The 16,747-nt window shown below is 37.9% G+C and carries 16 protein-coding genes; 9 read left to right on the forward strand and 7 right to left on the reverse strand.

What is annotated here, in order from left to right; translation table 11 throughout:
* Positions 1-77 precede the first annotated feature (77 nt).
* Positions 78-1,502: a PIN-like domain-containing protein gene (locus tag BK120_RS14915; RefSeq protein ID WP_076268288.1), complete on the forward strand. Its 1,425-nt coding sequence runs from the start codon at positions 78-80 to the stop codon at positions 1,500-1,502.
* Between the two features lie 584 nt (positions 1,503-2,086).
* Here the strand turns inward: BK120_RS14915 and BK120_RS14920 are convergent.
* Positions 2,087-3,280, reverse strand: coding sequence for a Shedu anti-phage system protein SduA domain-containing protein (locus tag BK120_RS14920; protein ID WP_076268289.1), 1,194 nt, complete (start codon positions 3,278-3,280; stop codon positions 2,087-2,089).
* A 558-nt stretch (positions 3,281-3,838) separates the two neighbouring features.
* Between BK120_RS14920 and BK120_RS14925 the strand changes: the two genes are divergently transcribed.
* Positions 3,839-5,248 (forward strand): competence protein CoiA, encoded by a 1,410-nt coding sequence (locus BK120_RS14925; RefSeq protein WP_076268290.1) that lies wholly within the window; start codon positions 3,839-3,841, stop codon positions 5,246-5,248.
* A 73-nt stretch (positions 5,249-5,321) separates the two neighbouring features.
* A complete protein-coding gene (locus BK120_RS14930) occupies positions 5,322-6,215 on the forward strand; it encodes a PIN domain-containing protein (protein ID WP_076268291.1) in 894 nt (297 codons plus the stop codon).
* A gap of 345 nt (positions 6,216-6,560) precedes the next feature.
* Here BK120_RS14930 and BK120_RS14935 read toward each other — a convergent pair whose 3' ends face one another.
* Entirely contained in the window at positions 6,561-6,926 is a 366-nt protein-coding gene (locus tag BK120_RS14935) for a hypothetical protein (RefSeq protein WP_076268292.1), read from the reverse strand.
* 145 nt (positions 6,927-7,071) lie between these two features.
* Positions 7,072-7,755: a hypothetical protein gene (locus BK120_RS14940; RefSeq protein WP_076268293.1), complete on the reverse strand. Its 684-nt coding sequence runs from the start codon at positions 7,753-7,755 to the stop codon at positions 7,072-7,074.
* A 214-nt stretch (positions 7,756-7,969) separates the two neighbouring features.
* Between BK120_RS14940 and BK120_RS35945 the strand changes: the two genes are divergently transcribed.
* The gene (locus BK120_RS35945; RefSeq protein WP_256710897.1) at positions 7,970-8,857 is read left to right on the forward strand and encodes a restriction endonuclease; all 888 of its coding nucleotides are present in this window, start codon (positions 7,970-7,972) and stop codon (positions 8,855-8,857) included.
* 308 nt (positions 8,858-9,165) lie between these two features.
* Here the strand turns inward: BK120_RS35945 and BK120_RS14950 are convergent, their stop codons facing one another.
* Entirely contained in the window at positions 9,166-9,402 is a 237-nt protein-coding gene (locus tag BK120_RS14950; protein WP_076268294.1) for a hypothetical protein, read from the reverse strand.
* A gap of 159 nt (positions 9,403-9,561) precedes the next feature.
* Positions 9,562-10,557: a DGQHR domain-containing protein gene (locus tag BK120_RS14955; protein WP_076268295.1), complete on the reverse strand. Its 996-nt coding sequence runs from the start codon at positions 10,555-10,557 to the stop codon at positions 9,562-9,564.
* A 138-nt stretch (positions 10,558-10,695) separates the two neighbouring features.
* Here BK120_RS14955 and BK120_RS14960 point away from each other — a divergent pair, with 138 nt between their 5' ends.
* The 5 genes from BK120_RS14960 (at position 10,696) to BK120_RS14980 (ending at position 14,051) form a co-directional block, all read left to right on the forward strand.
* Positions 10,696-11,037: a helix-turn-helix domain-containing protein gene (locus BK120_RS14960; RefSeq protein ID WP_076268296.1), complete on the forward strand. Its 342-nt coding sequence runs from the start codon at positions 10,696-10,698 to the stop codon at positions 11,035-11,037.
* A 379-nt stretch (positions 11,038-11,416) separates the two neighbouring features.
* Positions 11,417-11,617 (forward strand): hypothetical protein, encoded by a 201-nt coding sequence (locus BK120_RS14965; RefSeq protein ID WP_076268297.1) that lies wholly within the window; start codon positions 11,417-11,419, stop codon positions 11,615-11,617.
* Complete coding sequence (locus BK120_RS14970) at positions 11,607-12,866, forward strand: DNA polymerase IV (protein ID WP_076268298.1); 1,260 nt, start codon at positions 11,607-11,609, stop codon at positions 12,864-12,866. The genes BK120_RS14965 and BK120_RS14970 overlap by 11 nt, the downstream gene beginning before the upstream one ends.
* Positions 12,863-13,324, forward strand: a complete 462-nt coding sequence (locus BK120_RS14975; RefSeq protein ID WP_076268299.1) for a YhjD family protein — start codon at positions 12,863-12,865, stop codon at positions 13,322-13,324. The genes BK120_RS14970 and BK120_RS14975 overlap by 4 nt, the downstream gene beginning before the upstream one ends.
* A gap of 289 nt (positions 13,325-13,613) precedes the next feature.
* Entirely contained in the window at positions 13,614-14,051 is a 438-nt protein-coding gene (locus BK120_RS14980; protein ID WP_076268300.1) for a hypothetical protein, read from the forward strand.
* A gap of 196 nt (positions 14,052-14,247) precedes the next feature.
* On the opposite strand, the gene BK120_RS14985 is transcribed toward BK120_RS14980, so the two are convergent.
* Positions 14,248-14,631, reverse strand: coding sequence for a DUF6262 family protein (locus BK120_RS14985; RefSeq protein ID WP_076268301.1), 384 nt, complete (start codon positions 14,629-14,631; stop codon positions 14,248-14,250).
* Positions 14,612-16,714 (reverse strand): tyrosine-type recombinase/integrase, encoded by a 2,103-nt coding sequence (locus BK120_RS14990; protein WP_083681980.1) that lies wholly within the window; start codon positions 16,712-16,714, stop codon positions 14,612-14,614. Before BK120_RS14990 ends, BK120_RS14985 begins: the two co-directional genes overlap by 20 nt.
* Positions 16,715-16,747: the final 33 nt, after the last annotated feature.

Genomic DNA, 16,747 nt, shown 5'->3' on the forward strand with positions numbered 1-16,747 from the left:
CCTCTTTATCAAAGGTTATAAACGAACTATTTATTAAATTCAAAGCACGACTCATTTTTTAAAAAGGTGGTTTTGTTGTGAACAATTTAATACCTTTCGACGAGTTTTCTGATTTGTGGGACGAAGTACCAGTAGTTATTCCAGATACAAATGCTATTTTAGATCTTTATAGAAATTCATCCCTTACAACTGAGCATGTACTTGAGATTTTCGGTTTAATATCAAATCAAATTTGGATTCCACATCAAGTTGCAGAGGAATACCAAAATAATTATCGTGGTGTTATTTCAGGTGCGAAGAAAAAATATGATGATGTAACGGAAAAGGTTCAAACTACCGTACAAAAGGCAAAAAATGATGTAAACAAGCAGTTTCTCCGCTACAAAGGATTCAAGTTTCCAAAAATCAACGAATTGGGCGATTATATAAATACAAAAATATCTGAAATCGAGGCTGAAGCAGCTAGATTCGGAGATGATATTATAGATGAAATTTCTAGGAACAAACGTATGTTAGAAGACGATTATGTAAAAACGTTTATGGATCAACTCGAAGCAGATGGTAAAGTCGGTTCCCCTTTTACATATTCTGAAAAGATTGTCCTAATTACGGAAGGGGACTCTCGGTATTCTCGTAAGATACCACCCGGCTATGAGGATGAGAAGGAAAAAGATAAGAAAGACCCAATAAAGAAGACTCAGAAATTTGGGGATTTATTTGTATGGAAGCAACTACTGTTACATGCAGAAGAGAACGGACGTCCTATCATCTTCATTACCAACGATAATAAAGAAGACTGGTGGGTGTTGGATAAGGATGGGAATATCGTTTCTCCAAGAAAAGAACTACTTGATGAATTCAGTGATTATAGCGATCAAAATTTCACCATGATGGGTTTGCCTGAGTTTGTAGGCCATGTTGCCAAGATTATAAATAAGGAAAACACGCTATCTTTTCTTGAATTAAATGCAACCAGCGTTCTTGACGATATAGTTGAATATAAAGGGTGGGAGGAAGTATTGGACGGGAATCTGCAATTAACAAGCTATCTCATTCACAATGGGGATCTGCAGGATTATGTTTCCAACCCACTTACTGATGTTGAAATTTTTAATTTTAATGCTTCCAAACTAGAAATAGATAACGTTGAACTGGACGGTACTTTTGTCTCCATGGAAGGCACTTTTACCATCGTTGTTGAAGCGACTATAAGTCAATATGGCGATCGCGATGAGCAAGTGATGATAACCATTAATGGCTATATAAACGCTCAATTTGAAATTGATTTGGAGAAGAAAGAAGACAATATAAAGAAGAATACGGTTAAACTTACTTTAGGTGGATTCGATATTAAAAATGTAGTTTATTATGACCAAACCGGCGATCTAGATGAATCAGATATGGACTACCAAGGAGAAGAGCTTGAGTTATGCTCAGGTTGTGGTGAGTACAAAGGCCGCGGTGAATTTAGAGGATCATTATGTAATGCTTGTGAAGATTAGTTTAATTGCATTGAGGTAATTCTTCAAGATGCCCGTAACCCTTGATGAAATGTTGACGGAATCACGGGTTTCATTCTTTGTCCTAAAGGACATCAGAAGTTGGCGGTCCAATTACTACGGTTTTAGTTATCGTAAGTTGTTTGGAATATTTCTATAGAAGTCAACCTTTTCAAATTTCTCCATTTCGAGAAAAATGACATTCTTCAGCAATCCTTTAGTCGTATCGGTATGTATAAGCTGGCGATCTATCGTAAATGTGACCTGCAAGAAGCACAGCAGAGAGCGAGCTAATCAATCATTTCGAATCCTCAAACTACCACTCGAGCCAGCTCAAGCAGCTGGTTTTTTAATTGCCTTATGATTCCCCAGCTCGTTCAGTCGGGAAGCCCAAGCGACTTAACGGCTCTAATTCGCTTCGCTCCTAAGAGCCGATAGATTCCATTGGGTTTCATTTCCTCCTTTGCGTTCCGAAGGAAACCACACCGAAGAAGCCCGCCGCGATATGCCGGCGGCCTCATTCCTGTTCCGGCAGCAAACAGAATTACGAAGCAGCGTGGGAAACGGGAGGAGCTATCAATAATAACTTAGACCTGTAAATGCCCCATCACTGTATCCACAATGTCATCATAGGTAAGAATTGATAAGGATGGGTGCTCGGCTTCAATAGCTCGCCATACTTCTGAAGAGAACATGTGCCGTCGACCTATTACTAAGTGCCTTTTTGGATAATACACATTAATTCCGAATTTCCCCTCGACATTACGACGATTCCGCGGATCCTCAAAATATTCTCTATAAGTTCTTGTTTGAGAAATATAAGAGTTAATTTCAGCGGAAAAAGTTTCACGATTTTCACGTCCCACAGTTGCTTCTTCTGTTTTTAGCTTAGGAAGTTTAAATTCAACAATATCTGAAAAACCATTTGCTTGAGTTACAAAAAAATCTGGTCGAATTGCTGCTCTATCTGCATCGGCCCATTCGCATTCCTTTTCATCAAAGACGCCAACACCAAAGAATGCCATCTTTAAGATAAAATGATGTTCAGGTTCAGCTAAAAACTGAGTGATCTGTACCTCTGAGACTTCATTGGAGTTATAGAGCTCGATGAAACGGTTCATTATTGATAACTTGTTATGTTGAAAGCTAAGTCGCTCAGGGATAACATAATGTGCGTCCTGAATAGCAGTAGATATTGGATCATTAAATAAGGCAACTTCAATTTTTTCGTTCTCTTCATCAATATCTATTCGGTTCAAAGAGAATATCTCCATCCATTTGATATTACGTACCTTCAATTGATCATTAACAACTGAGTAAAAATAACAGTTTCTAAGACGAGAATGTTGGCTTGTAGGTTCCAATTTTGGACTATTTAGCATGAAGATCATGTCTTGGGCAGTAAAATTCCAGTTATTTTTAGCCAAAATTTCAGTAGCATTGGGGGATGCGAAATACGTGTTGTCATTAACTGGATGCAAAGGGAGTGAAAAGGTATTTCTTCCAGTGGGGAAACCAACAACACCTTCTAGGAAGTCGTCCTCATCAGATAAATCAGTGTACCTTATTCGAGTTTCCCATGGATTAATTATTGGACGATTGTATGGCCCAACATATTCAAGGGCTATATGTTCCTTTCCCAAATAGAAATGAACCTCATCGGGATTCAAGAGAAACGCTGGAAGGTTACGTAATTTTATTTCATCTAGCAAACTGAATAACATTTCTCCGTAATCTTTGTTCAATTCTGATAAGATTGATTTTGCTAACTCAATACTCATTTGAATCCCCCTCTATTAAACTAAAACTTGGATATTATTATACGAGTTCTACGATGCAGAAACAATTTTTTATCCATTAATGAGTCTTGATTACATTTCTCTCAAAAATTATCAAACTCCTGGCGATCTCACTTGAGCGCAAGCTATCCATACTACTCAAAAAAGACCACCGTCCTCATTTTCTTTTGGAACTATGAATTATCGTCATCTTGTTGAAGACCAAGTTTACCAGTTTACGAATTCGGAGGGTGAGGTTTTTATATACCTGTGAGGGTGATGGTCTTGATCATTGTCCTTTATGTACTTCAACATTGGTGAGTTCTATACCAACTATTGATCTGATAGATTCCTCCTTAGATGTTATTATTATGTTTCTTATGATAATATTTATTTGTATTATAATTTTGCTGAAGGTCATTTGCTTACCTTGAATGGTCATCTTATCGTCTTACACGTAAATGAAACTGATGCTGCCTCAGATGAAAATCATAAATAGTCCCTGTAATAACGAAGAATATGCTTTCGTTAAATTCAAATCCAATAACTGTTGGTGATAGTATGTTTATATCTGTAGGTAAAGCAGGAGAAAGATATTGTTCATTTGAAGATGAAGAAAAATTTTTGCGGGAGCTATCTACCTCGAAAGATATGTTTTGTCCCGACTGTAATGAACTTGTTAGATTTCGTGCGGGAACGAGAGCGCCACATTTCTATCATGATAGAAAATGTACCAATCCAAATCCGTATACAGAACCTGAATCTGAAACTCACAGAAACGGTAAACTAGCTATTTACTCTTGGTTAAAATCGCTTTACCGTGAAAGCGAAGTAGCGTTAGAGTATTATATTCCTGAAACAAAACAACGTTCGGATGTAATGCTAATCCATCCTGACGGAGAAAAGTGGGCTTTTGAATTCCAGTGTTCTAAAATAGCCGGCGTAGTTTGGAATGAACGCCACGAGCTGTATGAGCAAGCTGGTGTGAAGGATTTTTGGATACTTAATAGCGAGTTAATTCAAAATATATCCGAAAAAGACTTTAAAGTTATAGGACTAGAATCAGCGGTTTACCGAGATGGCCAGAGATTGATCTACTTAGATGTGAATGAACAAATAGTTCATTTTCATATCGATGGTGACCTCTGGGGCGGTACTCTTAGTAATCCAAAAGTAATTAAAGATGCTTTAGCAAATTTCGAGATACGAAAGAAACAATTATGGCTGTCTGCTTATGATACTTACTTAAAGGAACTAGAAGAGGAACGTGAAGCTAGCAGGCAAGAACAGCTAAGATATGATCGTGAGAAGGAGGAAAGAGAAAAATCCGAATATCTTAGGAAACAAATTGAGAATGAAAAAAAAACAAGAAATATACGGGATTACTATAAGCGAATAATCGAAGAACGTCATAAGTTAACCGCGGATATGACTTATAAAGAAAAGGAGCTATTCTTGCGACTGACGAAGAAATATGATCTAACGCCTGATAACTTCCCAGCAGTGTTCATGTTAGAGGTTGGGTACTCGGATTTACTTTTAACTCCTAAGCAGCTATGGCAACTGTGGATATATGATTATGTGGTATCCAAGTGGGATGGGTTTATTAAAAAAGGTAAAGAGTCGAATATATGGTTTGATTACATGAAAGAAAAATTTAAAGAACAGAAAGATATAGGAGTCTTTCGTACTGTTTATAATAGAAAAGAAGAAGCTAACTATATGTTTACGGTATATAACTATCTAGCTCGTTTAAATCAAGTTGGAGTACTTCAAAAATTAGGTTCAATGACCACTAAGTATCAACGATTACTTGTAAATAGAATTCCAATTCTCGAAACACACAATGAGAATGCATTACTTAAGTTGTTTTTTGAAGGATATTTTCACGAAACAACGGATGAGGTTGGGATAAAGTATACTAATAAAGTGAAAGAAATACAGTGGGAATGCCATCAAGCTAAACGCTAAACACCTGCAATAGCCACGAAGGGATGAATATATTTCAGAGTGGTTCGCGTATTTTGTAAATGAGGGGGAAAATATGTTTAACTGTACACATTTAATTTTAGATACCTGTGTTTGGATAGATATAGCGAATCATAAAAAAGAGTTGTTTTCCAAATTTCTAGATAATTTAGAGGAACTAATTGAATCTGGAGATATCAAACTTGTAATTCCTGATCAAGTTCATGTTGAGTGGAACAGGAATAAGGAAGAAAAAATTTTAAAAGAGAAGCAAAATATGCTCTCAAATGCTTTAAAGACAATTTCAGAACTAAAAATGTTGATTCAAGGTGACAACATAAGTAATATCATTGAAATATTAGAGAATTTACAAACAGTTCTGAATAGTAATAAAGAAATTATCATACATAAATTTTCTACTAATATTGAGAGAATTGACGCTCTAATTAATAACACAAAAGCTATTAAGCTAATTCATTCAGACAATGTAAGAAATCAGTCTATTGAATTGGCATTAGCAAAAAAAGCACCATTCGTTGGAAAGAAAAAAAACAATATGGCTGATGCATTAATTGTTTTAAGTTCAATCGAATATACAGAAAAATATAATGAATCTGTTTTTTTTGTTTCACATAATCATACTGAATTCGGCGGCAACACTTCTAAGGAACTCCATAATGATTTATCAGAAATAGTTGGAGATTTACCTTTTCAGTATTTTAATACCATTACTGATGCGATGAGTGAAGTAGAGGGAATAAGATCCGATCTTATTGAGATGTTAGAGCAACATCATGAAGAAATAATACGAGAAACACGAGAATACGAATTTAATAATTTGCCACGATCAATAGGGTTCTGTGATAAATGCAATAAGACGGAACGAAAGACGGTTCCAGTGTACGATAATTGGGGCGTAGATATTCTAAGTTTATGCGAGAAATGTTATTTTGGGGATAAAATTAATTAATACGAGGAACGTTATTTCAATAAAATACTGACTCAGATGAAAACTATAAGTAAAATCCCTGGCCTACTGGCTAGGGATTCAACGTAAGTGTCCAATAGCCCCCGCCTGGCCTGACCGATATGAAGGATTAGAGAAGGAGCAGGTAAGTTTCATCCTCAGCTACTCCAAATCCAAAGAATTCTCCCGTACCGTTTGTACCGCAGTGAATTAAGCTCGGGACACGTTAGTTCAATAAAGCATATTCCATCCTCGCCCCGCTGACTCTTAGTTCGGGCCCGAATGGCTTTTTTTTGAATCTCTAACTGTGGGAGGAATCTTCAGTTGATGGATCTCTCTGAATGAACTTTAAGCTAAGATTTTCATTTGATTTACAATTTTTTGTAATCCAGCTAAGTTACCTTTGTCTAAGGTAGAATAGTAGTCTATGTGCCTTTGTGTAGCCTGCAGCGCTTTATGGAAAATTACGTCACCAAAATCATTCTTGATGCTTTCTAGCAGAAACTTGTTTGTAGGATTGTTGAAGGCTCTTTTATATACTTCTCCGCGCATCATGGCAAGAAAAATTGTAATAAAGGCTTGCGCAGATCCTGGTACCATCCCAGTAGTTTCGAAAATTTTTATTTGACCTTCTGTCCTCGATAGTTGCTTCAGGTAAACTTGCTTTGCAATTGGATAAGCTCCGATACTCATTTCCATCGTAATCTTCGGCACGTGTATTTAGACCCCTATTCGTCCTATTCGTTATTTCTTCTAATTATACCATTTCAAATATAACTCTAGATGATAGAATATTGTCTAATCATTACAAGTTTTATCTGATTGTTTTTTTCAATGACAAGCCCAGTAATTCAATACATTAATAACCTGACATAGCTTTTTCGATAAATATTCTATCTACGTCTTCAATACTAATGGAAAAATAATCAGCAGCTTTCTGTAAGACAATAGGATCATGAATTTCGGGTACATAATCCTCCCCTTGGTTGGTCACTTTATCAAACTGTTCCATTATGTAACTATAGATTGCATCTTCATTTTTTGCTAGTAAAGAATCATTTTTATCATTTGTATTTTTATCAAATGTATTATTAATAAGTTCATGTTGAAGATAGGTTTTACCATCTGTCCGTAACGAACCACCAATGTCATACACGGTTCTTTTTCCATTTGGACTATTAACTACTACAGTAGGAGCTGCATATCGCTCAGACACATCAATATCATATTCATAAGCTTTATCAAAATAATAATCCGCATAGGTTTCGAGGATTGGGTTCAGTAGCTCTTTCTTTTCATAAGGGGACAATTTATCAAACGTGGAGTCTGTAGTATATAGAGTAATTGATTGATTCGAAGAACCTTCAAGTTCAAACCGATCCAGGCTAAGAGTAGATGAAGATACTTTCTCATTCGCAAACACCTGAAGTACCTCCATGAATTCATTCTTTTGCTGCGCAGCTTTCACCATTAAAATTGCTGCAATCAAAATAACAACGCATAAACAGGAAAATCCAATAAGAGCTATCTTTTTCTTTGTCATAAATACTCCCCTTTTAAAATCATGTGATTCCAGATTGTGTAAATATAACCTATAGTCTATATTCACAGATCACTAGATGCAATAGAAATACAAGTCTTGGAGCATAAAAAAATAATTTATATCGAGTAAGACCAAGTGGAATTCATTTATCGTTAGCGTGCCATGTAATGGTATAATATTTGGATGTATTGGTTTATGTAAACGGAGGACTATCATGCGTTATTCGAAGTCAAAACGAAAGTTTTATGATTCTTTACAAAGGGAAATTGAAAGCCATAAAGATGGATTCAGAGATTCAGGTGTGATCTGTCGAGATTGCGGTAAGGCCGTTCCTTTTAAATACCGTGGCGAAGAAGCAAATCCCGAATCCTTTCACCTAGGCGGCTGCGACGACTGCTTTGTACAGGTAGCTGAAGGGTACACGATAAAATACCACTACAACTCAGCAATTGAAAACGCGTCGATGGCCGGCATTAACTTGTTCTGGATCTTCCTCATTGCAAAGTTCATATGGGACATTCCCTGGGTAATTGCGGGTGCGTTGTTTGCTACCGCACTTGTACCTGGAACCGCGATCATCAACCGAACCTCCCGCAGGGAAACCACGCCGCAACAACAGGCTGAGGATTACCTTAAGGGAATTGACTCAGAAGACGAGAAGATCAGGAAGTGGATTATGTATGATCGAGCCGAAAAGGCTGCGCTCGAGCGTATACGGCTAAAAAAAGCGAGCGGTATCGAAGAAATTGATGTTATGAACGGACTTCGGTTCGAGGAGCTGCTTCAATCGCTGTTTGTTAAATTGGGATACCTGGTCCAGCGTACTCCGGCTTCCGGTGACCAAGGGTTAGATCTCATACTGAAACGGGACGGCATAAAGATCGGCGTGCAGGCCAAAAGGTATCAACCAGATCAAAACGTTGGCAATAGCGCCGTACAAGAAGTAATTTCAGGCAGACTCTATTATGATTGCGACGAAGGATGGGTTGTAACGAACTGTATGTTCACCGATCCTGCCAAAGCGCTCGCCAAAAAGGCCGACATAAAATTGATCGATCGGACTCAATTGATCAAGTTATTAGCAAAAGATGATATCAGCTGAAGACTACATAAGAAAGACCGTCATAATGACGGTCAGGTTGTCGAGAAAGTCTCGACAGCCTTCTTTATGTGTTTAAGTTTAGATCCACTCCTTGTTCCTTGGATCGGTAAGATAAACGATAGAAGTATACATGGGAATAGTTATCTTACTGTCTTAGCTATAGTGACCAGTAGCTTATTATTCTTGTTTCCGTTGAGGATGAATGTTGTCATTCGGCTAGGCATGACAATCCTGTTGCTTCTTTTATCTACAGTACTTATGACTATAAACGATGCTAAAATCTTTCAACAATCTACGGCTCAAAATCGTCATAAAGTGATTTCTGGATATTCAATGGCAAGTGATTTAGGAGCTGCAGCAGGTGCATTATTTGGTTTTTTGCTCATCTCATTAATAGGAGATATAGCAACAGCATGGGTGGCATCTTTACTTCTTATTACTTGTGTTCTGAGTAAAATCATAATGAATACGTTGATTGGCCGCAGAATTAAGAAAACCGTTGATACGACTTTGTAAATAAAGAGCATGCTCCATGATTCAATCATGAAGTATGCTCTTTATTATGGAATTAATTTTCTCCATTAGTGTCACATACCACCAATGCATACAATGCCCGATTTCATTGAAAGCAAAAGTTATTAATCCTGCTAACAAATTATACTGAGGCGCTTTTTAAAAACGCAAATTTAGTCTAACATCAAAGTTTAATTTAACATTTGATCCACTAATTCTGATGCAAGCGATCTCGACCCACTCAACCCCTTTACATACTTTAGCGGCCCTTCGCTAGACCAGTCAATTCCATTTAGTTTCTTAACATGTCGAGAAACAGCGACCATGTCGACTTGTTTTCTATTTTCGTGTATACAGTTAGCAAGAACTTGTGAGCCGGATATAGATAATGCATCAAGACAAACAATATGCGTTAATCGTTGCCCTTTGTAGTCCATCCACTCCGAAGGGAATAGCTCCTTTATTTTTGAAAAATAACTCACGGCAAGGGACAGTTTTTCCTCTTTTGTGATAACACTTAGTTTTCGATTTTTAAACAATAAGCTTAATGTTCTATACAAATTCTGGAGGGTAATATGCCTGCCTTTGTTGCGCTTGCCTATGATACTACCGTTATTATGAAAAGGACTGTCGTTCTGTATCAATAGCTTCGTAGCAACCCAACTTAACTCATCAGAATCCCTACGTAGATATTTACTTAATGATGAACCTATTCCTTTGGCTTTTGTGTTAATGGTATCAAAAAGCTTAATTTCCTCATCCTCATCAAGGTAATGAAAGGAAAGGAATGGAACGTTTATTTCAGAATTTGTTTCTTGAATGTAACGTTGTATTCCTCCCAGACGGTGTTGACCATCCATTAGAGAAGCTTTCCCTTTGCAAATTAGGCGCCCATATGCAGGGCGTTCACGATCGTAAGAAACAAACTCCCAGTTAGATGCTGCATTTAGCAAAATAGGTGTGAACAGTGCGTCTTCGCCTTTTGAAAGATAAATTGCAAACTCGTGACTTCTTTTTTGATCAACTGGTCGTTGATAACCTTTACCAGATGGATCATCATATGGCTTTACGTAGTATAGTCCCATAATTGTGGATGCTGATATATTACCTTGGTATGCAATTTTGCCTCTTATTTTACTCACAAGGACATTTTCAATAACTATTTGTTTTTGAAGTATTGGGTTCATAAAGTATTCTCCTGTGACTGTAGTTGCTTAGTAAGAACAATAATAGATCTTATAAGATCTAAAATCAAATGGTTTTATATGTTATGAGTATATTTAATTGCCTGCTTAACTTACCTACTCTTGAAGAGAGGTGGTTTTGTGGCGGAATTAATTAGTCAAATCGGAAAACAGATACGTATCCTTCGGAAAAATAGAGGTCTTACTCAAGAACAATTAGGCGAGAGAGTGCAATTACCTCAGTCATATATTGGTGGCGTGGAACGTGGAGAAAAGAATATTTCTATTGAAACACTCGAAAGGCTGATTCATGCTCTAAGGGTTAGTCCTGCTGAGTTATTTGGAACAGAATTGCCGACCGAGAAAGAAAAGCTTTTGGATTCTTTAAAAGTGTTGCTACAACACCGCAACTCACAGGAAATAGAAATTATCTATAAGCTCTCTAAGGATGTATTGACTGTTTTTGATTCAAGGAATCGTTAACTTATGATGCGTTTTAAGTCATGACAGACGTGATTGAAGGTGTCAATGAAATAAAATGTATGACGACTGTGAAAATTTTCAGGCCGAATACGGCAAGCGTTATGAGATCAAAGCTGTTTGAATGAACCTAACAATAGAAACAGCGGCAGCCTTGGACGAGAAAATAAGTCCTGGGCTGTCGCTGTTTTATTGAACTCACGTTCTTCTTCAGCTTAACGAACTTATAGAAGAATGAAACCCTTTAACCGTGGTAGTGTAAAAGTGAGTTGTGTAAATGTAATTTTTTCCATTCGATGTTTTGTATAGATCACCTCTTGCGCGGGAACGATTGTTCGTATTAATATAAAATAAGAACAAATGTTCGTGAGGGGCGAGAGAAATGCCAACAGATAAGTGGATTGGTCGAAAAGTCATGATCATTTATATGGATCAGCAGCAACATGTCAGTCAACGCGTAATCCGTATCCAGAAATTTAAGAATGGCATCTTATATGCGCACAACGAATCCAAAAGCATGACGCACACCTTCCGAGAAAAGTATATGCTTACCATGGAACAAGTGAAACACCATGTCACGTGAACGTTCTATTCTTTTGGTCGATGGGCAATCCTTTTATGCGTCGGTTGAAAAAGCGGCTCATCCAGAATTAAAGGATATGCCAGTAGCTGTAGCCGATCCAGATCGTCGTGGTGGTATTATTTTGGCGGCATGCCCCATAGCTAAAGCGTACGGCGTGACAACGGCCAGTCGTGTGTTTGAAGCATTGGCCGCATGTAAGGAACTTGTCATCATTAGGCCTCGGATGCAGCGCTATATCACTGTGTCACTTTTAATTACTGAGATTTTTGAATCCATTACTCCTCTTGTAGAGCCTTACAGTATTGATGAACAATTCTTGGACGTAACGGGAAGCGAAGGTGTTTTCGGCTCTGCTGAGGAGGTAGCGCGTCAAATTCAGCATCGAGTATTACTGTCAACAGGAGTTTGGAGTAGAGTTGGGATAGGCCCCACAAAAATATTGGCCAAAACCGCAACAGATAATTTCGCTAAACGTCGTACAGACGGAATTTATAGACTCGATAAAAGTAACATCGAGAAAGATCTTTGGCCACTACCCATCCAACAAATGTTTATGGTGGCCTCAAAGATGACGAAGCGTTTTACAATGTCGGGTATTCATACAATTGGAGATATTGCTCGTATAGAGTTACCTGATTTCAAACGATTAATGCGTCGGATGATGGGCAAACAATCAGACATACAGGCTGAATATTATTGGCAGACCGCCCGTGGTATCGATCCTAGTCCTGTTATGCCTTCAATAAGGGGGGCTCTAAAATCAGTAAGCCACGGGAAGACGCTTCGCGCATCGCTCTACACGAAAAAAGTTGATATTGAGGTTGTAATTCTAGAATTGTGCGCGGAAGTGTGCCGCCGAGCTCGTAAGATCGGGATACAGGGGAGGGTTGTCGCACTTGGTTTAGGGGAAACAGACGGTCTGTATGCCCATTCTTTCGGTCGACAAATGACATTGCCTTATCCAACAAATTTGACTCACGAGCTACGAGCAGCCATTCTACGCCTTTTTAACGAGCATTGGAAGGGTATGCCGGTCAGCTATATTACAATTGTACTTACACAGCTGGCCAAGGATGATATTCAATATCTTGATTTGTTTACGGATCGTGCAAAAACATATGACCTTGAACGTGCGATGGATCAGATAAAAGATCGTTTTGGTGATTCTGCGATACTACGAGCATCTTCACTACTGGAATCTGGAATTGCTCGTGAGCGATCTGGGCAGATCGGGGGTCATTATAAATGAGCAAGTTGGACGGCAATAACCGGTGGGGAGGGAAGATGTTAATGACCGAGCATCAACAACAGTATGATAATCGGAATCAAACCAAGCTAACAGGACGGCCGACTAAAGAAGAGCTGGGGATGATCCGCGATTTCATTACCTATCCGCATATCATCAGTATGATTCAGAAGAGCCAGGAGGACGTAAGATTGGCCCATATTACCTTGAAAGGTGTAATAATAAGATCTCTCGAGTATCTGATGCATAAAGCATCCAACGATTTTTATTCCCTAAAACGAGAGCTCAAGTCTAGAAATATCAGAGTGATTGAAGAAGAAACGAATGATGACATTTTGTACTATCGTTACTTTTGCAGAGGTTATGACGATAAATTTGGAATAGTTAAGGAAACGCTTCGCACAGAGATTATTCAACAAATGACCCGTTATACAAAAGAAATCGGGCAACAGTTAAGCTGAAAAATTTAGGATTATAAACTGAAACGGGCACCTTTCTATTTAGGAAAGGTGCCTTTATGTTCGAAGGATGAATTTTTACAATTCTATTTTTTAGAGTACCAGGAACAACAGTCGTAGGTTCGACAGCTACCTGCACCACTATCACAGCGGTGGGTATCCAACGGGTATGATGTAGCTGCTATAGCGCACTTCTATTCTTGCAAGGACAAAACCTGAGAAGTAATGGTGAAATAAAGGAAGACTGTCGGTTAACACGCTTATTATCAAGCTACTATTGGGGGATTTGAAAATGAGTAAAGCTCAGTTGTTTGTTCGTAATATGTATACGGGCATCGGAGGAGGCGCCTATACAGGCATAGGCGGCGGTATGTATACAGGCATCGGAGGAGGTGCCTATACAGGCATAGGCGGCGGTATGTATAGGGGCATCGGAGGAGGCGCCTATACAGGCATCGGAGGAGGGCTGTATACGGGTATCGGAGGAGGTGCCTATACAGGCATAGGCGGAGGGCTATATACGGGTATTGGAGGTGGGCTGTATACTGGCCTTGGGGGTGGGCTGTATAATGGCCCCGGTGGAGGAATGTATACTGGTCCTGATTCAAATCCATATATGGCGATTCACCCACCTTGGCCTTTGTTTGTTATTGAACTTCGAAAAATGGGTAAGTTAGAAGAAGCCGAAGTAATTGCAAGTGCTTTGAGAAATATTGGTAGGAATAACTAATAGCTCATACACATGGAAATGAAAAAAACGTAAGTTCAACCAATTGTGGTCATACCCCCGTCAAGTAGACAAATGAAAAAAGCTATGCAGCCAGCGCGCATCGATATTCAATCGGTGCGCGCTAATTTTGCTTGAAAGTACACCACAATTAATTTTCTTTGGACAGCTGGTTATTAACCAAGAATTACAAAAAACATTAAATTTTTTTATATAGATCCCCAAACTGTATCTTTAATTGCTTCTTCAGTTCGGAGTTCTCTTTTTCAAGCTTTTGAACCCTTTGTTTTAGTGAAGCTATAATGACATCTTTAGAATTGTCACTCATATTTCGTTTTACTTGTTTAGCAGATGGAAGGCCATCTTGTTGTTTTCTTAGCATCTCAATCCGCTTGCGTAAATCGGGATTTTTATATAAAAAACCTTTTGAAACGCCTGAAAATTCCGAAACCGAGTTGAAATTAATATACATTTGTCTTCTGATCATATTTTTTAGAGCTTCGTCTACTTTGCCAATAGCAGACTTTGTTTTTTCTTTGGAATACTTATTTATTCCAGTGATGTTAGGGTTGTGATTCGCCATCTCTAGGCCTCATTTCTCTTTCAGTTCCCGTGTATTCACGTGTAGATTTCACTAGACCGTAGATACCAGTATTTTTAAGTAATCCATCTAGGATCCCATTGTATCTTTCAAGTTTAATTTGAGTGAACTCAATTGATCTAGTCCGGTTCGTCTTTTTATAAATCTCGATGTCGTGTTCCATTTTGTTGATTTGTTCTTCATAATAGGCAGCAAATGTTTGGTCTACATGAAAACTCTTGCAGTTGTTTTTAATACAAGGCGGTTCTATCATCTGCTTTAAAAAATCACAAGGCGCTTTTGGACTTTTAATACAGAATCCGTGGTCTAAGCGAATAGAATCAAAGTTATGCCGAATCCACTCTAATTCTATACCATTCTCAATAGCTTGCTCATCAAGATCTGCTTGAACGGCAACCCCTTCTTGAGAAAGTCTTATTGATGGAAAAGCACCTTTTCTCCTTGCTTTCTCCCATTCTCTACGCTTTGTCTCGCTTAATAGCTTTGCATAAACAGCCGTCATTTCCGGGCTGGTATGTGCCATTAGTTGCTGTACAATTGTGATATCCATACCATTGTTGATTAGTGTCACGCCATAACGATGTCTAAATGCATGATTTTTAAACCAGTAGAGTTCACCATTGGCATTCAAGATTTCACATTTTCGAGCTAGAATATTTAAATTTTCTGAAATTCTCTTTTTAGACACAGGAAGGCCTTTTCGCGGGCCTTTAAATACTGGAAATAGTAGGGAGTGAACGTTTTCTTTTTTTGTCAGGGTCTCCTCTACTAACTTTTTATGTGCCGTAATTATATGAGCTATTTCTTCCGAAATTGGGACCTTGTGATCCTTGTATTTAACTTTTTGTTGGTCACCAACTAACCACCAGCCATTGTCAGTTTCCGATAAACAATCTAGCTTTAGCGATATTACATCGCAAGATCTGAATCCGGAAGCTTCCATGACGAGAATAATTGGTATAAACTGTTTTGGATATTGATCGATATTACGGATAACCTGCTCCCATATATGATCAGGAATATGATCGATATCATCTTTTACTTTATGGCTTACTTTGGGTGTATCTTCCAGAAGAATTAGCTTGCGGGCAGAGAGAATGGGCGATTCTGTCCAATCATATTTCTGAATTGTCTCGATAAAAGTCTTTAATGTGTTTATACACTTAGCTATATGACGTTTAGAAGAAGGACCTTTGAAATTATGGTTCTTTACTGTTCCGCCCATTTGTTTCTCGTGTAAATATTGAAGATATTGTTCAATATCTTTACGAGAGAGTTCTCGTAGATCTCTCCATTCTGGGTGAGAAATGTTAATGAACTCCAGGAATATAACCATCAACATTAGGTGAATGAGTGTAGTGCTATATGAATTTGATTGTTGATTCAAACGCAGTTTTACATACTCCTTCATTAAATCTTTGAACTGAAAGGGTACTTTAGCGAAATTCATTTTATCCTGAGGCTTTACTGAATTGAAAAGGATTCCTAACTTCTTGGGATCCCAAATATCTTTTTCAAACTCATCTCTCTCGTCGTAAAAATTTAAAATGAAATCATAGAACTTACTTATGAATGACATAATTCCGGTAGGTTGAGTATAATAAGTATCTCGATTCTCATTATTCTTTATTCTTTTCCAGCTCTTTTTTTTGTACGAGGTCTTTATATCTAGGCTTTGAAGATAATTTCTCCACATCGTTTCCAAATCTGGTTTCGGAATCTCTATTATTGATTTTATATGAAGAAGATGATTATTAATAAATTCTGCAAAACGATGAATACTTCTCCCGTTATTTTGAAACACTGAGTATAAAGACAGTTGCCCTAACATTAAAGTTTGTGCTGTATAAAATTTCATCTCCGTTTTAATAAACTCGTTCTGGTACTTATCCCAATGTAAATTCTTAGCGTTTTGTTTCCATTCATTAAGAAGGAGTGGACATTCCTTCACGTACCATTGATTCCTTGCCCAATATCCAGTTAGAGTCTTTTCCATCTCCCTAAGATGTTGCTCTTGAAGAGTAGGTACATAGATAAGTGTCAAGTAGAAATTCAGTCCTTTCACTATTAGACATTCTTTTTTTCTGTGAATGATCAA

The organism is Paenibacillus sp. FSL A5-0031, assembly GCF_001956295.1.
Classification (GTDB): Bacteria; Bacillota; Bacilli; order Paenibacillales; family Paenibacillaceae; genus Pristimantibacillus.